Origin of the sequence: Cellulomonas iranensis NBRC 101100 = JCM 18110 (genome assembly GCF_001552375.1) — a bacterium.
Taxonomy (GTDB): Bacteria; Actinomycetota; Actinomycetes; order Actinomycetales; family Cellulomonadaceae; genus Cellulomonas; species Cellulomonas iranensis.
Map to the genome: position 1 here is coordinate 1 of NZ_BCRB01000050.1, position 20,197 is coordinate 20,197.

The 20,197-nt window shown below is 76.9% G+C and carries 21 protein-coding genes and 1 riboswitch; of the genes, 16 read left to right on the forward strand and 5 right to left on the reverse strand.

The window, feature by feature from the left end:
- The 5 genes from CS2_RS11415 to CS2_RS11435 all read left to right on the forward strand — a co-directional run.
- A partial coding sequence (locus CS2_RS11415; protein WP_156442111.1) for a DUF3418 domain-containing protein occupies positions 1–980 on the forward strand: 980 nt, incomplete at its 5' end.
- 44 nt (positions 981–1,024) lie between these two features.
- Positions 1,025–1,729: an MSMEG_4193 family putative phosphomutase gene (locus CS2_RS11420; protein WP_070320087.1), complete on the forward strand. Its 705-nt coding sequence runs from the start codon at positions 1,025–1,027 to the stop codon at positions 1,727–1,729.
- A 19-nt stretch (positions 1,730–1,748) separates the two neighbouring features.
- The gene (locus tag CS2_RS11425; RefSeq protein WP_070320088.1) at positions 1,749–2,312 is read left to right on the forward strand and encodes a DUF3090 domain-containing protein; all 564 of its coding nucleotides are present in this window, start codon (positions 1,749–1,751) and stop codon (positions 2,310–2,312) included.
- Positions 2,309–3,091: an SCO1664 family protein gene (locus tag CS2_RS11430; protein ID WP_070320089.1), complete on the forward strand. Its 783-nt coding sequence runs from the start codon at positions 2,309–2,311 to the stop codon at positions 3,089–3,091. Before CS2_RS11425 ends, CS2_RS11430 begins: the two co-directional genes overlap by 4 nt.
- Positions 3,092–3,203: 112 nt before the next feature.
- A complete protein-coding gene (locus CS2_RS11435; RefSeq protein ID WP_070320090.1) occupies positions 3,204–4,442 on the forward strand; it encodes a saccharopine dehydrogenase family protein in 1,239 nt (412 codons plus the stop codon).
- Between the two features lie 185 nt (positions 4,443–4,627).
- Here CS2_RS11435 and CS2_RS11440 read toward each other — a convergent pair whose 3' ends face one another.
- The gene (locus CS2_RS11440) at positions 4,628–5,464 is read right to left on the reverse strand and encodes a hypothetical protein (RefSeq protein WP_070320091.1); all 837 of its coding nucleotides are present in this window, start codon (positions 5,462–5,464) and stop codon (positions 4,628–4,630) included.
- A gap of 140 nt (positions 5,465–5,604) precedes the next feature.
- Between CS2_RS11440 and CS2_RS11445 the strand changes: the two genes are divergently transcribed.
- The 5 genes from CS2_RS11445 to CS2_RS11465 all read left to right on the forward strand — a co-directional run bounded on the left by CS2_RS11445 (position 5,605) and on the right by CS2_RS11465 (position 11,702).
- Positions 5,605–6,213 carry a DNA-3-methyladenine glycosylase I gene (locus CS2_RS11445; RefSeq protein ID WP_070320092.1) on the forward strand — a complete coding sequence of 203 codons (609 nt, stop codon included), beginning with the start codon at positions 5,605–5,607 and terminating at the stop codon, positions 6,211–6,213.
- A 109-nt stretch (positions 6,214–6,322) separates the two neighbouring features.
- The gene (locus CS2_RS11450) at positions 6,323–6,544 is read left to right on the forward strand and encodes a hypothetical protein (RefSeq protein ID WP_070320093.1); all 222 of its coding nucleotides are present in this window, start codon (positions 6,323–6,325) and stop codon (positions 6,542–6,544) included.
- Between the two features lie 90 nt (positions 6,545–6,634).
- Positions 6,635–6,741: riboswitch (SAM riboswitch) on the forward strand.
- A gap of 82 nt (positions 6,742–6,823) precedes the next feature.
- Positions 6,824–7,909 (forward strand): methylenetetrahydrofolate reductase, encoded by a 1,086-nt coding sequence (locus CS2_RS11455; protein ID WP_070320108.1) that lies wholly within the window; start codon positions 6,824–6,826, stop codon positions 7,907–7,909.
- Positions 7,906–10,257 (forward strand): 5-methyltetrahydropteroyltriglutamate--homocysteine S-methyltransferase, encoded by a 2,352-nt coding sequence (metE, locus tag CS2_RS11460; RefSeq protein WP_070320094.1) that lies wholly within the window; start codon positions 7,906–7,908, stop codon positions 10,255–10,257. The genes CS2_RS11455 and metE overlap by 4 nt, the downstream gene beginning before the upstream one ends.
- A gap of 296 nt (positions 10,258–10,553) precedes the next feature.
- Complete coding sequence (locus CS2_RS11465; protein WP_070320095.1) at positions 10,554–11,702, forward strand: MalY/PatB family protein; 1,149 nt, start codon at positions 10,554–10,556, stop codon at positions 11,700–11,702.
- Here the strand turns inward: CS2_RS11465 and CS2_RS11470 are convergent.
- Positions 11,692–14,631, reverse strand: a complete 2,940-nt coding sequence (locus tag CS2_RS11470) for a response regulator (protein ID WP_070320096.1) — start codon at positions 14,629–14,631, stop codon at positions 11,692–11,694. The genes CS2_RS11465 and CS2_RS11470 overlap by 11 nt on opposite strands.
- Before the next feature lie 130 nt (positions 14,632–14,761).
- Here CS2_RS11470 and CS2_RS11475 point away from each other — a divergent pair, with 130 nt between their 5' ends.
- Genes CS2_RS11475 through CS2_RS11500 form a run of 6 tightly spaced genes read left to right on the forward strand, consistent with a single transcriptional unit; the run spans position 14,762 to position 18,663 of the window.
- Positions 14,762–15,967: a glycosyltransferase gene (locus CS2_RS11475; RefSeq protein WP_156442112.1), complete on the forward strand. Its 1,206-nt coding sequence runs from the start codon at positions 14,762–14,764 to the stop codon at positions 15,965–15,967.
- Between the two features lie 55 nt (positions 15,968–16,022).
- Positions 16,023–16,331: an STAS domain-containing protein gene (locus CS2_RS11480; protein ID WP_070320098.1), complete on the forward strand. Its 309-nt coding sequence runs from the start codon at positions 16,023–16,025 to the stop codon at positions 16,329–16,331.
- A 10-nt stretch (positions 16,332–16,341) separates the two neighbouring features.
- Positions 16,342–17,553 carry a PP2C family protein-serine/threonine phosphatase gene (locus CS2_RS11485; RefSeq protein ID WP_070320099.1) on the forward strand — a complete coding sequence of 404 codons (1,212 nt, stop codon included), beginning with the start codon at positions 16,342–16,344 and terminating at the stop codon, positions 17,551–17,553.
- Positions 17,550–17,972 carry an ATP-binding protein gene (locus tag CS2_RS11490; protein WP_143320455.1) on the forward strand — a complete coding sequence of 141 codons (423 nt, stop codon included), beginning with the start codon at positions 17,550–17,552 and terminating at the stop codon, positions 17,970–17,972. The genes CS2_RS11485 and CS2_RS11490 overlap by 4 nt, the downstream gene beginning before the upstream one ends.
- A gap of 17 nt (positions 17,973–17,989) precedes the next feature.
- A complete protein-coding gene (locus CS2_RS11495) occupies positions 17,990–18,313 on the forward strand; it encodes an STAS domain-containing protein (protein WP_167748897.1) in 324 nt (107 codons plus the stop codon).
- The gene (locus CS2_RS11500) at positions 18,310–18,663 is read left to right on the forward strand and encodes a response regulator (protein ID WP_082740169.1); all 354 of its coding nucleotides are present in this window, start codon (positions 18,310–18,312) and stop codon (positions 18,661–18,663) included. The genes CS2_RS11495 and CS2_RS11500 overlap by 4 nt, the downstream gene beginning before the upstream one ends.
- Before the next feature lie 81 nt (positions 18,664–18,744).
- Here the strand turns inward: CS2_RS11500 and CS2_RS11505 are convergent, their stop codons facing one another.
- From CS2_RS11505 to CS2_RS11515, 3 genes are all read right to left on the reverse strand, one after another.
- Positions 18,745–19,182: an Hsp20/alpha crystallin family protein gene (locus CS2_RS11505; protein ID WP_070320102.1), complete on the reverse strand. Its 438-nt coding sequence runs from the start codon at positions 19,180–19,182 to the stop codon at positions 18,745–18,747.
- Positions 19,183–19,351: 169 nt separating this feature from the next.
- The gene (locus tag CS2_RS11510) at positions 19,352–19,807 is read right to left on the reverse strand and encodes a (deoxy)nucleoside triphosphate pyrophosphohydrolase (RefSeq protein ID WP_070320103.1); all 456 of its coding nucleotides are present in this window, start codon (positions 19,805–19,807) and stop codon (positions 19,352–19,354) included.
- A gap of 87 nt (positions 19,808–19,894) precedes the next feature.
- On the reverse strand, positions 19,895–20,131 hold the full coding sequence (locus tag CS2_RS11515; protein WP_046529742.1) for a helix-turn-helix domain-containing protein: 237 nt from the start codon (positions 20,129–20,131) through the stop codon (positions 19,895–19,897).
- Positions 20,132–20,197: the final 66 nt, after the last annotated feature.

A 20,197-nucleotide genomic window follows, 5' to 3' on the forward strand; every position in this document is an offset into this window, starting at 1 on the left:
GGCGGACCCCCGCGACGCCCACGCCCGCGACCGCCCGCCCGCAGGCCGCACCCGCCCCGACGCTCGAGCGCACGGGCCTGACGACGTGGCCCGCCGACCTGCCGGGCGCGCTGCCCGACGTGGTCGAGGCGCCGTCCGCCGCGGGCGGGGTCGTGCGCGCCTACCCGACGCTCGTCGAGGAGGGCACCGGCCCGCGCGCGGGCGTCGCGCTGCGCGTGCTCGCCGACGCCGCCGCGGCCGAGTCCGCCGCGCGCCGCGGCCTGCGCCGCCTGCTGCTGCTCGACGTGGGCCTCGCGACGCCCCGCGTGACGTCGCGCTGGACGGGCACGCAGGCCCTCGCGCTCGCGGCGTCGCCGTACGCGTCGACCGACGCCCTGGTCACCGACGTGCAGCTCGCGGCCGTCGACCGGATCATGGCCCGCCACCTGGGCGGCCGGCCCGTGCGCGAGGTCCGCGACGCCGACGCGTACGCGGCGCTGCGCCAGGCCGTGCGCGACACGCTCGAGGACGATGTGCACCGCGTGGTCGCCGACCTCGTCGCCGTGCTCACGGCGTGGCGCGAGCTCGACGCCGACGTGCGCGGCTCGGCGAGCCTCGCGCTGCTCGCGACCGCGCAGGACCTGCGCACGCAGTCCGCGGCGCTCGTGCACGACGGGTTCGTCTCCGAGGTCGGCGCCGACCGACTGCCCCAGCTGGTCCGGTACCTGCGCGCGGCGCGGCACCGCCTGGCCAAGGCCGCCGAGAACCCGCAGCGCGACGCGGACCTCGCGTGGCAGGTGCAGGACGTCGAGGACCTGTACGTCGCCGCGCGCGAGCGAGCGCGCACCGCGTCCCCCGACCCGGCGCGGGACGCCGCGCTCGACGACGTGCGGTGGCTGGTCGAGGAGCTGCGCGTGAGCCTGTTCGCGCAGCAGCTCGGCACGCCCGTGCCGGTCTCGCCGACGCGGATCAGGAAGGCGCTCGCGGCGCTCGGTGCGTGACGTCGCGCGGGCGCGCGGGCGGCCTCGCTGCCTAGGCTGACCGGATGGCCACCGTCCTGCTCGTCCGCCACGGCCGCACCGACGCCAACGTCCGGGGGGTCCTCGCCGGGCGGACCCCGGGCGTGCTGCTCGACGACGTCGGGCACGGCCAGGCCGGGCGCACCGCCGAGCGGCTCGCGGTCGTGCCGCTCGTCGCGGTCGTGACGAGCCCGCTGGAGCGGTGCCGGCAGACGGCGGACGCGCTGCTCGCCCGGCAGGCCGGCACGCCGACGCTCACGGTCGACGACGCCCTCACCGAGTGCGGGTACGGCGACTGGCAGGGCCGGTCGCTCGCGGACCTGGCGCGCGAGCCGCTGTGGGCGACGGTGCAGTCGTACCCGTCGGCCGTGACGTTCCCCGGCGGCGAGTCGCTGGCCGGCATGCAGGCGCGCGCCGTCGCGGCGGTGCGCGCGCACGACGCCGCGGTCGAGCGCGAGCACGGCACCGGCGCGGTGTGGGCGGCCGTCAGCCACGGCGACGTCGTCAAGGCCGTCCTGGCCGACGCGCTCGGCCTGCACCTCGACCTGTTCCAGCGCCTCGACGTCGGCCCCGCGTCGGTGTCGATCGTCCAGTACGGGCCTGGGCGCCCGCGCGTCGTCACCACGAACAGCTCGTCCGACGACCTCGGCTGGCTCGCGGCCGCCCGCCCCGCCGACGACGCGCCGGTCGGCGGCGGCGCGGGTCACGTCTCGACCGACGCGACGCGCTGACCGTTCGTACACTCGAAAGATGACCACCCGCGTCCACGAGTTCGACTGGCCGGACCGCGTCGTCGTCGGCACCGTGGGCCGCCCCGGCGAGCGCACGTTCTACCTGCAGGCGCGCATGGGCGCCCGGTCGTCGAGCGTCGTGCTGGAGAAGCAGCAGTCCGCCGCGCTCGCCGACCTCATCGAGGAGCTGCTCGACGACCTCGCGAACGACGCGGACCACCCCGTCTCCGTCCCGCGCGAGACCCCGCCCGAGCTCGTCGACGACGACCCGCTGGACCCGCCCGACGACGCGCTGTTCCGCACCGGGACGATGCGCCTGGGCTGGGACCCGCGCACGATGCAGGTGGTCGTCGAGGCGTTCCCGCTGCAGGAGGCGCCGGACGACGACGACCCGCTGGCCCTCGCGGACGCCGACGAGGACGAGCCCGAGGAGGCCCTGCTGGTGCGCATGCCGGTGGGCACCGCGCGGGCGTTCGTGCAGCGCACGCGCCGCGTCGTGGGCGCCGGGCGACCCGCGTGCCCGCGGTGCGGCCGGCCGGTCGACCCGGACGGTCACGTGTGCGACCCGCTCGACGGCGCGTGACCGACCCGGACGACGCGCACGACGTCGACGCCCTCGACGGCGAGCTGGTGGTCGTCGGTCGCGTCACCACGGCGTCGAACGCGACGTTCGTCGGCACGGTCGGCGGCGTGCAGGTCGTCTACAAGCCCGTCGCGGGCGAGCAGCCGCTGTGGGACTTCCCCGACGGCACGCTGGCCCGGCGCGAGGTCGCGACGTACCTCGTGTCGCAGGAGCTGGGCTGGGACGTCGTGCCGCGCACGTGGCTGCGCGACGGGCCGCTGGGCCCGGGCATGGTGCAGCTCTGGCAGGACACCGACCCGGAGCAGGACCCCGTCGACGTGGTCCCGACGACGGCTGTGCCACCCGGGTGGCGCACGGTCCTCGAGGGCGCCGACGAGCGCGGCCGCCCGGTGGCCGTCGTCCACGAGGACTCCCCCGCGCTGCGCCGCATGGCCGTGCTCGACGTGCTCGTCAACAACGCCGACCGCAAGGGCGGGCACGTGCTGCCCGTCGCGGGCGGCCACCGGTACGGCGTCGACCACGGCGTCACGTTCCACACCGAGCCCAAGCTGCGCACCGTGCTGTGGGGCTGGGTGGGCGAGGACCTCGACGCCGACGAGCGCGCGGGCGTCGAGCGCGTGCGCGACGGCGTGCACGGTGCGCTGGGCGACGAGCTGGCGGCGCTGCTGGACGGGGCCGAGGTCGACGCGCTGGTCGCGCGGTGCGAGCGGCTGCTCGCGAGCGGGCGGTTCCCCGGGCCGGAGGCGGCGTCGTCGCCGGTGCCGTGGCCGCTGTTCTGAGCCGGCCCGCCGAGCACGCGCGGTCTCGCGCCTGGCGGGTGCGCTGACGGGCCGGCCCGGCCGAGTCCGGCCGCACGGTGGCGGGGGTCGCGGGCCCGGGTGAGCATCGAGCATGACCGACGCGCGGGACCACGACCTCGTCCTGCTCGGCGCGAGCGGGTTCGTGGGCCGGCTGGTCGCCGAGCACGTCGCCCGCCACGCACCGCCGGGCACGCGCGTCGCGCTGGCGGGACGCAGCCGCGCGCGGCTCGAGGAGGTGCGGGCGGCGCTGCCGGACGTCGCGCACGGCTGGCCCGTCGTCGTCGCGGACTCCGCGGACGACGCCGCGCTGGCCCGGCTCGCGCGCTCGACCCGCGCGCTGCTGTCGACCGTGGGCCCGTACGCGCGGCACGGCCTGCCGCTGGTCGGGGCGTGCGCGGCGGCCGGCACGCACTACGCGGACCTCACGGGCGAGGTGACGTTCGTGCGCGCCGCCGTCGACCGGTACGGCGCGGCGGCGCGGGCCTCGGGCGCGCGGGTCGTGCACGCGTGCGGCTACGACTCGGTGCCCTCGGACCTCGCGGTGCACCTGCTGCACGCGCGGGCCGCCGCCGACGGCGCCGGCGAGCTGGTCGACGTGCGGCTGCGCGCCCGGGCGCGCGGCGGGGTCTCGGGCGGCACGGTCGCGTCGATGCGCGGCGTGCTCGACGACGCGCGACGCTCGGCCACGACCCGCCGGCTGCTGCGGGATCCGTACGCGCTGAGCCCCGACCGGGGCGCCGAGCCCGACGTCCCGCAGCCGCGGACGCTCGCGCCGCCGCGGCGCGCGGCCGACGGCCGGTGGGCGGGCCCGTGGGTCATGGCGTCGTTCGACGGGCAGGTGGTGCGGCGCAGCAACGCGCTGACCGGGTGGGCGTACGGACGCGGGCTGCGGTACGGCGAGGTCGTGGACACGGGCCCGGGTGCCCGCGGCGCCGCCCTGGCTGCGGGGGTCGCCGCGGGCCTGGTGGTGGGCGGCGGGCTGCTGCTGGTCCCGGGCGTCGGACGGGCGCTGGAGCGCGTGCTGCCGGCGCCGGGCACGGGCCCCGACGCGGCCACGCGTGCGCGCGGGTGGTTCCGCTCCGAGGTGCGCGCGACGACGACGCCGGGGCGCCGGTACACCGCCGTGGCGGCCGGGCCGGGCGACCCGGGGTACGCCGCGACGGCCGTCATGCTGGGGCAGACGGGTCTCGCGCTCGCGCTCGACGCCGAGCGGCTGCCGGACCGCGCGGGCTCGCTGACCCCCGCGACCGCGCTCGGCGACGTGCTCGTCGCCCGGCTGCGCGCCGCCGGGCACACGTACGCGGCCGACGAGGCGACGCCTGTCGCCTGACCGGCACGGCGCACCCCGCACGACAGGCACGCCGACGGACACTCCCCCGGTCGACGGACACCTGCGCGCGCGTGTCCGTCGACCCGTACCGCTGTCCGTCGACGCTCGGGGGGTCCGGCGACGCGTGGGGGTTCGTCGACGCGTGGGGGTTCGTCGACGGGGGGTCGTCGACGGGCGGCCGCCCGTCAGGAGGCGGGCTCGACCGGGCCGTCGCGACCGGCCAGCAGGTCGCCGCACGACACCTGCTGCGCCGTGGTGACGACCGGGTCGTCCGCCGCGGCGCCCGTCGCGACCTGCACGGCCGCGCCGTTGCGCGCGGTGCGCCCGCCGTCGCCCAGGTCGACCCACGTGCGCGTGACCGTGAACGTGCCGCCGTCGGCGCTCACGGCGTCGAGGCCCGCGAGGCGCAGCGCACCGCCGTCCTGCGTGCAGCCGACGCCCGTGCCCTGGCCCGCGAACCCGCGGTCGAACGTGTACGCCTGGCCCTGCGCGTTGGTGGGCGCCACGAGCCCGCAGTCGACGACCGACCACAGCCGGGCCTCGCGCCCGAGGTCGACGAGCACGACGGGGATCGCGTCGGCCTGCACGCGCTGCACGACGGCCGACGCGGGCACCGGGCTCGCCGAGTCGATCGCGGCCGAGAACGTCGCGCCCGACGCGGTGGTGATGCCGATGCGACGGTCGGCGCCGCCCGTGAGCCACGCCTGGTCGGGGCGTCCGTCGCCGTCGACGTCGACGACCTCGCGGACGTCCGCGCCGGCGGGCGGTCCGTCGCCGGTCGGGGCGCAGCCCGCGGTCGCGGTGGGCGACGCGGCCGGGGTCGCGCTCGGGCTCGTCGCCGTGGTGGGCGTGGTGGCGGCGGGCGTCGGCGACGTCGTCGGGGCCGCCGCGTCGTCGCCGTCGCCGCGCGTCAGCAGCAGCGCGACGACGACGCCGACGAGCACGACGACCGCGACGGCCCACGGCCACCAGGGCGCGCGGCGCGCGGGACCGGGGGTGGCGGGTGCTGCCGGTGTGCTCATGCAGCCCTGCCTACTCCGGTTGCCCCGGGCACGCACCTCAGACGGATCCGGGCCGCCCCCAGACCCGGGTGACGATCCGCGCCGCACAGGTGCCCGGCCGGTCGCGTCGAGGTGTCGGCGGGACGCGCCAGACTCGGGCCATGACGACCACCGTCCCCACCCCCGACGCGACGCCCGCCGCACCGCCGGCGCAGGACGAGCCGTTCCGGTGCTTCGGCTCCGGCGACCCGGTGTACGCGGCCTACCACGACGAGGAGTGGGGCGTACCGGTGCACGACGAGCACGCGCTGTACGAGCGCATCTCGCTCGAGGCGTTCCAGTCGGGGCTCTCGTGGCTGACGATCCTGCGCAAGCGCGAGGGGTTCCGGGCCGCGTTCGCGGCGTTCGACCCCGAGGTCGTCGCGACGTTCGGCGAGGACGACGTCGCGCGGCTCCTCGCGGACGCGGGGATCGTGCGCAACCGCGCGAAGGTCGACGCGACGATCGCGAACGCCCGCGCGCTGCTCGCGCTGCACGACTCCGGCCGCACGCTCGACGAGGTGCTGTGGTCGCACGCGCCCACGGCGCCCCGCGAGCGCCCGCGCAGCTACGCCGACGTGCCCGCGCGGACCGCCGAGTCGGCCGCGCTGGCCAAGGAGCTGAAGTCGCTCGGCTTCCGGTTCGTCGGCCCGACCACCGCGTACGCCGCGATGCAGGCGTGCGGCGTGGTCGACGACCACCTCGCGGGGTGCGTCGTGGTAGCCGGGTGACCCCGTTCACCCCGCGAGGCGGGCGCACTGCTCCTGTGGGGTGACGCGCGGGGTGAACCCCGGTCCAGGACCGCGTGGGACCCTTCCCACCGCCGCTAAGGTCGCCCCCATGACCCACCACGCACACCCGGACGGGCAGCACGACCCCGTGCAGGCCGCGCACGAGGCGTGGTGGGCCGCGGGCGAGGCCGACCCGCACGTGCTGGCGGCGGTCCACGACGGGCTGCGCGACGTGCCGGTGATGATCCCGACGTCGTCGTGGTTCGGGCTGCCGCACCAGCGGTCGTCGGTCGAGGCGGGCACGACGCTCCGCCAGCGCCGCCGCGGCTGATCCCTCCGCCCGCGACCGCCGGCCGAGACGGCCGTCCCACATCCCGAGAACCTCTGTCCGCCATCCGGGCATGCCCGCTAGCATCGTCGGCGACCATCCAGAGCGGCTGAGAGACCTGGCTCCGCGACGCCGCAGCAACCCCCCTCCCTGCGAGGGTGTGGGTGCTTCCGCCAGGAACGATGGAGTGACGATGACCGTCTGCGCCCTGGCGACCGACCCCTCGTGCAGCCCGTGCTGCCCCGTGAGCGCACGCACCGCGTGCCTCCCGGGCCGCACCCGATGACCCTCGTGGCCGAGGTCGAGGCGCCCGCCCCGCCGCCCGCCCGGGCCGCCGGGCGGCGCGCCGAGCAGGCGGGCGCCCTCGACCGGCCCACCGTGTCCTTCGAGCTCTTCCCGCCCCGGAACCCCGACGCCGCCCCGCGGCTGTGGCGCACGGTGCGCGAGCTCGAGACCGTCGAGCCCGACTTCGTGTCCGTGACCTACGGCGCGTCGGGCCGCACGCGCGAGACCACGCGCGTGCTCGTGCGGCGCCTGCTGCGCGAGACGTCGCTGACCCCCATCGCGCACCTGACGTGCGTGGGCACCTCGCGCGACGAGGTCACGACGATCGTCGAGGAGTTCCTCGACGAGGGCGTGCGCTCGTTCCTCGCGCTGCGCGGCGACCCGCCCGCGGGCGAGCCGGACTGGCGTCCGCACCCCGACGGCGTGCACACCGCCGCCGAGCTGGTCGAGCTGCTCCGCGAGATCGAGAGCCGCCGGTGCGGCCGCTCCGCGTCGCAGGCCGTGCGCGCCCGGGTCCGCCCGCTGTCCGTGGCGGTCGCGGCGTTCCCGCGCGGCAACCACGCGACCGGCGGCACGCGCGCGCAGGACGTGCAGGCGCTGCTCGCCAAGCAGGAGGCGGGCGCCGACTTCGCGATCTCGCAGGTCTTCTTCGACGCCGAGGCCTACCTCGGTCTCGTCGCCGAGGCGCGCGAGGCCGGCGTCACCATCCCGATCGTGCCGGGGATCATCCCCACTACGGACCCGGCCCGCCTGCTGCGCGTGCAGGAGCTGACGGGCGTGCCCGTGCCGCAGCGCCTGCTCGACCTGCTCGGCGGCACCGACGACCCCGCGGAGCGCCACCGGCGCGGCACGCGCGCCGGTGTCGACCTGGTCAACGGCGTGCTGGACGGCGGCGCGCCCGGCGTGCACGTCTACACCTTCAACACCCACGAGGCGGCGCTCGACCTGCTCGACGGCGCCGACCTCGTCGGCGGACGGCGCACCACCGTCGCCGACCCCGCCCCGCCCACGACCACCGCACCCACGACCCCGGCCGCGCCCACCGGCGCCGCCTCGACGACTCCGCGAGGGAACCTGTCATGACCAGCACCACGCCCGCCGCGCCGGCCACCCCGGCCTTCCCCACCGGCTCCGTCCTCGGCTACCCCCGCATCGGCCCGCGCCGCGAGCTCAAGAAGGCCCTCGAGGCGTTCTGGGCCGGCCGCACGGCGGCCGACGAGGTCGAGGCCGTGGCCGCCGACCTGCGCCGGCGCACCCGCGCCCGCCTCGCCGAGCTCGGCCTCGCGACCGACGCCCCCGCGATCCCGAGCGCGTTCTCGTTCTACGACCACGTGCTCGACACGGCCGCGCTCGTCGGCGCCGTGCCCGCCCGCTTCGCCGACCTGCAGGACGCCGACGGGCGCCTCGACCTCGCCGGGTACTCGACGGTCGCGCGCGGCCGCGGCGACGACCTGCCGCTCGAGATGACCAAGTGGTTCGACACGAACTACCACTACCTGGTCCCCGAGATCGGCCCGGGCACGGCGTTCCGCTACGCGTCGGACCGCCCGGTCGCCGAGTTCGCCGAGGCGCTCGCCGACGGCGTGCTCACGCGGCCCGTCGTCGTCGGCCCCGTGACGTTCCTCGCGCTCGCGAAGCCCACCGAGGACGCGCCCGCGGGCTTCCACCCGCTCGACCGGCTCGACGACCTGCTGCCGGTCTACGCGCGCCTGCTCACCGAGCTCGCCGCCGCGGGCGCGACGTGGGTGCAGCTCGACGAGCCCGCGCTCGTCTCCGACTCGATCGGCGTCGACGCGGCGGTGCTGGCCGAGGCCACGACCCGCGCCTACCGCGCGCTCGCGACCGAGCTCGCACGACCCGAGCGGCCCGCGATCCTCGTCGCGGCGCCCTACGGCGACCTCGGCGCGGCGCTGCCGGTGCTCGCGGCCACCGACGTCGAGGGTCTCGCGATCGACCTCGTGCGCGGCGACGCACCCACGGTCGCGGTGCCCGGCCTGGCCGGCAAGACGCTCGTCGGCGGCGTCGTCGACGGCCACAACATCTGGCGCGCGGACCTCGACGCGAGGCTCACGGTGCTCGAGCAGCTCGCGGGCCTCGGTGCGGCCGCCGTCGCGGTCGGCACGTCGACGTCGCTGTTCCACGTGCCGCACACGCTCGACGACGAGCCCGCGCTCGACCGCACGCTCGTGCAGTGGCTCGCGTTCGCCGACGAGAAGGTCCGCGAGGTCGCGACGCTCGCGACGGGCCTGACCGAGGGCCGTGAGGCCGTGCGCACCGAGCTGCTCGCGGCGTCCGACGCGGTGCGCAGCCGCGCGACGGCACCCGGCGTGGTCCGGCCCGAGGTGCGCGAGCGCGCCGCCGCGCTCACCGACGACCAGTTCCGCCGCGGCCCGTTCGCGGCGCGCAAGGCCGCGCAGGCCGAGCGCCTGCGGCTGCCCGCGCTGCCGACCACGACGATCGGCTCGTTCCCGCAGACGCCCGAGATCCGCAAGGCCCGCGCGGCGTTCGGCAAGGGCGAGCTGTCGGCGGCGGCGTACGAGGACGAGATGAAGGCGGAGATCCGCCGGGTCGTCGAGCTGCAGGAGCGCATCGGCCTGGACGTGCTGGTGCACGGCGAGCCCGAGCGCAACGACATGGTGCAGTACTTCGCGGAGAACCTCGACGGGTTCGCGGTCACGCAGAACGGCTGGGTGCAGTCGTACGGCTCGCGCTGCACGCGCCCGTCGATCCTGTGGGGCGACGTGTCGCGGCCCGCGCCCATCACGGTCGCGTGGACCACGTACACGCAGTCGCTCACCGACAAGCCCGTCAAGGGCATGCTCACGGGCCCGGTGACGATCCTCGCGTGGTCGTTCGTGCGTGACGACCAGCCGCTCGGCGACACCGCGAACCAGGTGGCGCTCGCGCTGCGCGACGAGATCGCGGACCTCGAGGCCGCGGGCATCGGCATCGTGCAGGTCGACGAGCCGGCGCTGCGCGAGCTGCTGCCGCTGCGCGAGAAGGACCACGCGGCGTACCTCGACTGGTCGGTGCGCTCGTTCCGTCTCTCGACGGCCGGCGTGCGCCCGGACACGCAGATCCACACGCACCTGTGCTACTCGGAGTTCGGCGAGATCATGGACGCGATCGACGGCCTCGACGCGGACGTGACGAGCATCGAGGCGGCCCGCTCGAAGATGGAGATCCTCGGCGACATCGCGGCGGCGGGCTACCCGCGCGCCGTCGGCCCGGGCGTGTACGACATCCACTCGCCCCGCGTGCCGTCGCAGGCCGAGGTCACCGAGCTGCTCACCGAGGCGGTCCGCACCATCGACGTCGACCAGCTCTGGGTGAACCCGGACTGCGGCCTCAAGACCCGCCGCTACGAGGAGGTCACGCCCTCGCTCGAGCACCTGGTCGAGGCGACCCGCACGGTCCGCGCGACGCTCTGACGCAGGCGCCGCGCCGCACGACCCGGGGCCCCGGCCCGCCGCACCCGCGGCGGCCGGGGCCTCGCGCGGTCTGCTGCGGCGGGCAGGCATCTGGCGGTGAGTCCCGGAGCCAGATCTATCGCGCGCCCGCGGTGGTCGACGTCCTGACCAGCAGCCCTCGTCGCTGACAAGCGGACTTGAACGGCGACCGGTCGCATTCAAGTTCCATGGTGAGAAATGGAACGCAGACCCAGTCGCCGCACGTCGGCGCCGCACCTCGTCGCCACGACTCGCACGCCTGGCCGTACCGTGACCTCATGACCTCGCCGTTCGACGTCACGCCCGACGAGCTGCGTCGGCGCACCTCGCTCAAGTGGCGCACGTACGAGCCGGACGTGCTGCCCGCGTTCGTCGCCGAGATGGACGTGCGCCCGCTCGAGGCGGTGGTCGACGCGGTGCACCGCGCCATGACGACCGGCGACACGGGGTACGAGGCCGAGCCGACCAGCCCGCAGGGCACCGCGTACGCGGAGGCGTTCGCGGACTTCGCGGCCCGGCGGCAGGGCTGGGACGTGCCGGTCGAGCGCACACGGCTCGTGCCCGACGTCATGCTGGGCGCCGTCGAGGTGCTGCGCCTGGTGACCGGGCCCGGCGACGGCGTGGTCATCAGCCCGCCGGTCTACCCGCCGTTCCGCGCGTTCGTCGAGCACGCGGGCCGGCGCGTGGTCACCGCTCCGCTCACGCCCGCGGGGCGGCTCGACCTCGACGCGCTGGACCGCGCGTTCGCGGGTGCCCGCGCGTACCTGCTGTGCCACCCGCACAACCCGACCGGCACGCTGCACACGGCCGACGAGCTGCGCGCGCTGGGCGAGCTCGCGGCGCACCACGGCGTGCGGGTCGTCGCGGACGAGATCCACGCGCCGCTCGTGGTGGGGGACGAGCCGTTCGTGCCGACCACCACCGTGATCCCCGACGCGATCGCGCTGCACTCGGCGTCCAAGGCGTTCCACCTCGCCGGGCTGAAGGCCGCGATCGCCGTGCCGGGACCCGCGGCGCGCGACCTGGAGCGGCTGCCGGAGATCGTGCGGCACGGCGTCAGCCACGTCGCGTCGATCGCGCACCAGGCCGCCTACCGCGCGGGCGACGCGTGGCTCGACGACGTGCGCGCCGGGATCCGCGCGAACGGCGACCGCACGGCCGCCGTCCTGGCGGAGCGGCTGCCGGAGGCCCGCTGGGACCGCCCGGCGGCCACGTACTTCGCGTGGCTCGACCTGCGCGCGACGCCCGCGGTGGTCGCGAGCGGTGCCGACCCGGCGCGGCTGCTGCTCGCGCGCGGGCGGCTCGCGGTCAACCCCGGCCCGACGTTCGGCGAGGCCGGCGACGGGCACGTGCGCCTCAACCTCGCGACGGCGCCGTCGATCCTCGACGACGCGCTCGGCCGCCTCGTGGCGACGCTCACGCGCTGACGGCAGCACGCACCGCGGCGGTCACCGCGGTCGCCTCGGCACGCACGGCACAGAGCACGTCCGCGCCCGGCAGCGCGCCGCGCCGCGCGGCGTCCTCGACCCGTCGCAGCAGGTCCGCCAGGCCCGTCGCGCCGACGGTCGCGCAGGCACCCAGCCACGCGTGCGCGACCGCGGCGACCTCGCCGGGGTCGCCCGCGGCGGCCGCCGCGTCGAGGCGGTCGGCACCGGTCGCGCAGTCGGCGACGAACGCGCCGAGCAGCGCACCGCCCGACGCGGCGTCGACCTCGCACGCGAGCGCGAACGCGTCGGCGTCGAGGACGGGCGCGCCCTCCGCGGGGTCGGCGGGGACGTCCCGAGCGGCGGGGGCGGTCGGGTCGGCGGCGCCGGGCGGCGCGGGTGCGGTCGGCGCGCCGGGCACGGGTGCCACCGCGGCGTCCGAGCGCTGCGGGACGACGCGCGCGAGCACGTGATCGAGGTCCTGGGACCGGAACGGCTTGGTGAGGAAGTCGTCCATGCCGGCCGCGGCGCTCGCCTGCCGGTCCTCGGCCGTCGCGCTGGCGGTCAGCGCGACGATCACCGGCTGGTGCGCGCCGCCGCGCGCGCGGATCTCCCGGGTCGCCTCCAGGCCGTCGAGCACGGGCATGTGGATGTCCATGAGCACGGCGTCGAAGTCCTGCTCGGCCGTGCGCACCACGGCCGCACCGCCGTCGCCGACGGTCTCCACGTCGTGGCCCATCGCGGCCAGCACCCGCTCCGCCATCGTCCGGTTGACCGCGTTGTCCTCGGCGACGAGCACCCGCAGCCGCGCGCCGGTCCGGGCGGGTGCGGCGCGGCTGGGCTCGCGCCGCCGGCCCGTGACGACGTCCGTGACGACGCGCCGCAGCTCGGCCGCGCGCACGGGCTTGGTCAGCAGGGCGGCGAACGGTGCACGCTCCTGCACGGTGAGCACGTCGTTCAGGCTGCTCAGCAGCACGAGCGGCACGTCCTGCCAGGCCGGGCGCTCCCGCACGCGGGTCGCCGCCTCGACCCCGCTGAGCCCGGGCAGCCGCATGTCGAGCGTCACGAGGTCGGGACGCTCGACGTCGGTCGCGTCGAGCAGGTCCTCGGCCGACGCGAAGGCGCGGCACGTCAGCCCCCACCGCTCGAGCTGCGAGACGAGGATGCGACGGTTGGTGGCGTCGTCCTCGACGACGACCGCGGTGCGGCCGTGCAGCACCGCGGGGGCGGTGGACTCGGGCGTCGGTGCGGGCACGGGCGGCAGCACGACCGTGAACGCGAACGTCGAGCCCACGCCCACCTCGGACGTCACGCCGAGCGCACCGCCCATGAGCTCGACGATCGCACGGCTGATCGCCAGCCCCAGCCCCGTGCCGCCGTAGCGCCGCGTGGTCGACGCGTCGACCTGGCTGAACTCGCGGAACAGCCGGTCCATGCGGTCGCGCGGGATGCCGATGCCCTGGTCGGTCACGGCGAAGCGCAGCGCGCCGGGCGGGCCGGCGGCGGGCGCGACCCGCACCACCACGTCACCGCTGTGCGTGAACTTCACGGCGTTGCCGACGAGGTTGACGAGCACCTGCCGCAGCCGCGTCACGTCGCCGCGCACCCACGCGGGGCACGCGGGGTCGACGTCCGCGAGCAGCGCGACGTCGCGCGCGCTGGCCGCGTGCGCGAGCAGCCCGAGGGAGTCGTCGACGGCGGCCGTCAGGTCGAACGGGTGGTCCTCGAGGTCGAGGCCGCCGGCCTCGATCTTCGACAGGTCGAGCACGTTGTTGATCAGGTCGAGCAGCAGGTTCCCCGACAGTCGCACGGTCTGCGCGTACTCGCGCTGCTCGGCGTCGAGGTCGGTGTCGAGCAGCAGACCCGTCATGCCGATCACCGCGTTCATCGGCGTCCGGATCTCGTGGCTCATGTTGGCGACGAAGGCCGTGCGGGCCGCGGCCGCGGCGAGCGCGTCCTCGTGCGCCTGCCGCAGGGTGCGGTTGAGCGCCTGCTCGGTGCGCCCGACGCGCTGCGCGGACCGCACCGCGAGGAACAGCCGCCCGACCCCCGCGGTGAGCGCGACGAACGCCGCCGCCTCGGCGAGCACGGGCACCTCGGCCATGGTGTCGACGAGCTCGACGACGAGCGCCGCGACGAGGAACACGAGCGGCACCCCGAGGTTCGACAGCGGTGCGACGACCCCGGTCGCCCGCGGGCGGGACCACCACGCCCCGGCCGCGACGACCAGCGTGCCCACGCCCGTCAGGAGGTCCGCGGCCAGGCCCGGCCCGCCCTCGGCCCACGCGGACCCGGCCGTGGTGAGCGCCGCGGACAGCGTCATCAGCGAGAAGCCGACCGTGATCGCCCACCACGCGGGCGTGGGTCGCTGCGCGAGCGCCACGAGCCCGCCCACGAGCGCCGCGAGCACGACGAGCGGTCCGGCGACGTGCACGAGCACGAGCCACCCGGCGCCACCGAGCGGCCCCACGAGCATCGCGCCGACCGCGAGCAGCCCCGACGCCGCGATGGTCGTCTCGAGCCACATCACCGGGGTCTGCGTCACGAGGCGCGCGGACACGACGGCGACGACGCTGACGACCGCGAACGCCGACGACGCCGCCGACAGCGCGACCCACAGCCCGATCCCGCCCACCGACGACGCCGCCAGCAGCTCCTCGACGGCGTGCAGCAGCAGCGCCGCCGCCATCGCGCTCCACGCGCCGCGCTCGGCGGGCAGGATCACGACGCGCGCGGTCACGACGGCCGCCGCGAGCAGCTCGACGACGAGGCACACGACGGTCGCGGCCCGCTCACCCCCGGCGAGGCCGACCGCGGCACCCGCGAGCACCCCCAGGAGACCGACCGCGAGCGCGGCACGGACGCCGGCGGGCAGCCGTCGGAGCAGGTCGGCTCCCGCCGCCCCCGTGCCGGTCTGCCCCGTGCCGGTCATCTGCGCCCCTGCTGTCGGCGCCGCAGCGCCAGGAGTACCGTCTGGACCATCCACAGGGTCGGACGTGGAGCACCGGGCGTCAACACCCGCCCGCGGCGACCGCGGGCCGACCCCTCAGGGGGGGTGGCCGATGGCACCAGCGAGCGCGGTCCGCCGCGGGCTGCACGTGGGCGTGGTGACGGCGTACCCGCCGAGCCGCGCGCGGCTCACCGAGTACGGGCGGCACCTCGTGCACCACCTCGCCCACCACGAGCAGGTCGCCGAGGTGGTGCTGCTGCACGACGTGACGCCCTGGGGCGCGCCCGCCCCGTCGCCGGGGGTCACGCCGGTCGCGGCATGGCGGCCGGAGGACCTGCGCACGCCCTGGCGGATCCGCCGCGCGACGCGGGAGCACCGCCTGGACGCGGTGCTGTTCAACGTGCAGCTCGCGTCCTTCGGGGACCACGGGGTGCCGGGCACGCTCGGCCTGCTGTCGCCGTGGCTCGTGCGACGCGCGGGGGTGCCCGTGGTCGTGCTGCTGCACGACCTCGCCGACGAGATCGACGAGCGGGCGGCGGACCGCGGGCGTCCGTCGCTGCGAGCCCGGGCGGCGCGCGCGGTCGGGCGGCTGCGGCTGCGAGCCCTGCTGCGCGCCGACCTGCTGGCGCTGACCATCCCGCGGCACGTCGACCTCGTGCGCGACCGCTTCGGCGCGGACCACGTGGCGCTGGCACCCCACGGCAGCTTCGAGCTCGTGCCGCTGCCGGACCTCGCGCGTCCGCCCGGCCCCCGGCGCGTCCTCGCTTACGGCAGGTGGGGCGCCGCCGTCACCGCCGACGTGCTCGTCGACGCGTACCGCGAGCTGCGGCGACGCGGCCGCGACGACGTCGTGCTCGTGGTCGCGGGGTCGGACGGTCCGGACGAGCCGGGGTACCTGGCGGAGCTCGCCGCGCGGCACGCGGACCTGCCGGGCCTCGAGCTGACCGGGTTCGTCGCGGACGAGGACGCGCCGGCGCTGTTCCGCTCGGCGTCGGTCGTCGCGTTCCCGTCCGCGCCGGGCCCGGGCGCCCCCGGAGTGCTGCACCTGGCCGGCGAGCACGGGCGGGCGGTGGTCCTGCCGCGCGGCAGCGAGCTGGACGACCTCGTCGAGGACGAGGGGTTCGCGGTCGAGCGCTACGACCTCGGTGACGCGGCGGGGCTCGCGGACGCCCTGGAGCGCGTGCTGGACGACGACGAGCTGCGCACCCGGCTGGGGCGGCAGAACTTCACCGCGGCGGCGGGCGCGGCCCTCGCCGACGTCGTGCACTGGCACGTGCTGCACCTGCGGCGGCTGGCCGCCGAGGGCGGGCGCTCGTGAGCGCGCGGGGCACGGGGCGCGCCGGGGCGCCGAAGGACCGGAGGGGGCGGGACGGATGAGCGTGCGCACGGAGCGGGTGGGCGGCACCGGCCGGGCGGAGGTCGTGGGGCGGTTCGACGCGCACGAGGTGGCGCAGGCCCAGGGGGTGCTGCGCGCGCTCGTCGAGGGTGACGCCCCCGCGCTGGAGGTCGACCTGTCCGGGGTCACGTTCGTCGACTCGAGCGCGCTCGCCGAGCTGGTCGCGCTGCGGCGCACGGCGCTCGCGCGGGGAGGCACGTTCACCCTCACCGGCACGTCGGAGCCGGTGCGGACGATCCTCGAGGTCACGGACCTCGCCGGCGTCCTGCTGCCGGACGCCGGGTGAGGGGCGCGCGGTGACCACGGGGACGCCGGACGCACCGGAGATCATGGACGCGCTCGTCACGGCGCTCGACCGCCTGCACGCGCTGCGGCTGCTGGCGTCCGTGCTGGACCGGGCGCTCGACCCGACGCAGGCGCGTGCGAGGCTGCTCGCGATCGCGGCCGACCTCACGGACGCCGACGTCGTGGCCGTGCTGGGACCCGACGACGTGCGCGCGGCCGATCCCGACGCCGCGACGGGTGTGGTCGCTCGCGCCGCGGCGGCGGCCGCGACGACCGCGCCGGGCCGGGTCGCGGTGCTCGACGGCGGCTCGACGGTCGTGCAGGTGCCCGCCGAGCCCGACGACGACCTGCGCGGGGTCGTCGTGTCCCGCACCGCCGGGCCGCCGTTCGGCACGGGCGAGCTCGACCTCGTCGACGTCGTCGTGGCGACCGCCGTGATGGCCCGCACCATCTGGCGCCTGCACGCGACGGCCGTCGAGCGGGCGGCCGTCGCGCGCGAGCACGAGGCCGCGTCGACCGTCGCGCAGGCGGTGCTCGCGCCCGCGCCGCCGGTGGTGCCCGGGCTCGACGTCGCGGCGCGCTCCGTGCCCGCGCACGTCGCGGGCGGCGACCTGTACGCGTTCGCCGAGCGCGACGGCGGGCTGTGGTTCGCCGTGGGCGACGTCGCGGGCAAGGGCCTGCCCGCGGCGGTCGTCATGAGCCGCGTGATCGCCGAGTGCCTCGCGGCGTTCACCAGCGTCGAGCCGGGCGACGTGGTGGCGGCGACGCAGCGGGTCGACCGGGACGTCCACGACTGGCTCGTCGACATCCGGCGGTTCGTCACGCTCGCGGTCGGCCACGTCGACCCGGCGAGCGGGGTCGCCCGCGTGTGCAACGCGGGCCACTCGCCCGTGCTGCTGGGCGCGGGCGGGCGTGTGACGCCGCTGCGCGCGACGTCGCCGCCGCTCGGCGTGCTCCCGGGCCTGGCGCACGCGGTCCGCGAGGTCCGGATGGCGCCCGGGGACACGCTGTGGGTCGGTTCCGACGGGCTCGTGGAGCAGGAGGACGCGACGGGGGGCATGCTCGGGTACGACCGCTTCGCGGCGCTGTGCGCGCGGTGGTCGCGGGGCACCGCGGCGGACGGCCTCGCGGCAGTGCTCGACGCGGTCGCGGCGCACGGCCGGGGCGTGGCGCAGTCCGACGACCGCACGCTCGTCGTCGTCCGACGGGAGGCGTGGGCATGATCCGGGAGATCGACCTGCCGGTGGACCACTCGGCCCTGAGCGTGCTCGAGGACTGGTTCACGGCGTTGTTCGCGGACGCCGGCTGGTCCAGCCCGGGTCGCGTGCGCACCCGCATCGAGCTCGCGACGCACGAGGTCTGCGTGAACGTGGTCGACCACTCGGGCCTGACGCGCTGCGACCGGCTGCACGTGCGCGGCGCGGTCGACGACCGCGGCGTCACCGTGCACGTGAGCGACGGCGGCGCCGCGCCGGACCGCACGCGGATGGCGGTCGAGCCCGTGCCCGGCGTGCCGCAGGAGGGCGGGTACGGGCTGCTGATCGTCCGCAAGCTCGTCGACGACTTCGAGCACACCCGGGAGGGCGCCGTGAACACGTGGCGGCTGCACGTGCACCGACCGCCGGCGGGGGGTGCGCGGTGACGCCGACGTCGTTGGAGGTGACGCGACCCGCGCCGGGGCTCGCGGTGATCGAGGTCGCGGGCCGGTTCGACGCGCCCGTCGCGCTCGAGGTGCGGCGCGCGATCGACACGTTCGCCGTCGGGGGCGTCGACACGGCGGTGGTCGACCTCACGGAGGCGACGTTCGTCGACTCCGCCGGGCTCGCGGCGGTCGTGCACGCGCACCGCGTGTGCGAGTCGGTCGGGGGCACGGCGGTGGTGTGCGAGCCACGCTCCGCCGACGCGCGGCGCGTGTTCGAGCTGACGATGCTGGACCGCGTGCTGCGCATGGTCGCGGTGCGCTCGGCGGGGGACGCCGGATGAGGGCGCTGGTGGTCGACGACGACACCGTGTCCCGGCTGGTCCTCGCCCACATCCTGCGCAAGGCCGGCTGGGACGTCGCGCAGGCGGACGACGTCGCGGCGGCGGTCGCCGCGGCACCCGGCGCGGACGTGGTGTTCTGCGACTACCGCCTGCCGTCCGGCACGGGGCTCGACGTGCTGGCCGGCGTGCGCGGGGCGTGCGCCGACGTGCCGTTCGTGCTGGTCACGGGCGTCGTGGAGCACGCGGCCGTGGGCGACGACCCCCCGCAGGGGGTGACGGCGCTGCTGAGCAAGCCCGTGAGCACGGCGACCGTCACGCGGGTGCTCGCGGGGCTCGGACCGGCTGCCTGACGTCGCGCCGCGGCACGGCGCAGGCCGTGCCGCGCACCGGGGGCGCGGCACGGCCTGCGGGGTCGCGGGGCGGGGCGGCGGTCAGCCGGCCGCGGCGCCCGCCTCGATCGACGTCGGCGTCGCGCCGTGCTGCACCTCGATGCGGCGCGGCTTGGCCTCCTCGGCGACGGGCACCGTGAGGGTCAGCACGCCGTCGGCGTAGGTCGCGGAGATGCGGTCGAGCGCGAGCCCGCGACCGACGGTGAGCTGCCGGGCGTACGTCCCCACGGGGCGCTCCTTGGCCAGCCACTGCACGTCGTGCTCGGTGCGGGCGGTCCGCTCGGCGCGGATGGTCAGCGTGCGGTCCTCGACGTTGACGTCGATCGTGCCCGGGTCGGCGCCCGGCAGGTCGACGTGCAGCACGTAGTGGTCGCCGTCGCGGTAGAGGTCCATGGGCATCGTCGCCGCGGCGCGGTCGGACGCCAGGACCTGCGTGAGCAGTCGGTCCATCTCCCGGAAGGGGTCGACACGAGTAGCCACACCCATCACCTCCTCGACGAGGGGCCCGGACCGCCCGGGCCCCGGTGCTCCCGCCGGCGGGGTCGCCCGCCGGGGGGTCGGCTACACGTCAAGGATTAGCACTCTCCGCGCGAGAGTGCCAAGTGGTCGGCGGCAGGTGTTCGCGCACGGAGAACACGGCCGCGCGACGTCAGGCCAAGCGCCCCGGACCGGGGTGCGGGTCGGGCGCGAACGACGCCACGAACTCCACCAGACGGTCGACGATCGGCACGTCCGCGTCGAGCCACGGCACGTCGTGCCACTGCCCCGACGGCAGCCAGCGCAGCTCGTCGTGCTCGACGATCGGCTCCGGCGAACCCTCCACCACCTCGGCGAACCACAGCCGCATGACGTACCGCTCCGACAGGCGCCACGCCCCGTCGTCCGGGCCGAGCAGCTCGACGCCGAGCCCCACGCGCACGCCGAGCTCCTCGCGCAGCTCGCGGTGCAGCGCCTCCTCGGGCGTCTCCCCGGGGTCGACCTTCCCGCCGGGGAACTCCCAGCGGCCCGCGAGGCTCGCGGGCGTGGCACGCCGCGCGGCGAGCAGCAGGCGGGGGTCGTCGAGGTCGTCGACCACGGCGGCGGCGACGACGAGCACGGGGTCCATGCGCCGAGTGTGCCAGCCACGTGTCACGTCGCGGTCACGGCCGTGTGGCCGCACCGTTCCCGACGCGCGGGCCGGCGGCACGCCGGATCAGCGGATGCCGTGCGCCTCGGCCCACGCGACCGCCTCGGCACGCGTCGAGACGCCGATCTTGCGGTACACGGAACGCACCTGCGACTTGACCGTGTTGCGCGTGACGAACAGCCGCGTGGCGATCTCCTCGAGCGTCACGTCCTCGGCCAGCTCCGCCAGCACCACCCGCTCACGACGGGTGAGCGCGTGCGCTCCCGTGGCGGCCGGGTTCACGGTGGTGTCCAGCATGCTCATGATGTCCTCCGGAGTGCGGCGGGCCCGGACTCTCCGGGACCGCGGTGGCTGCGTACCGGATGAGAG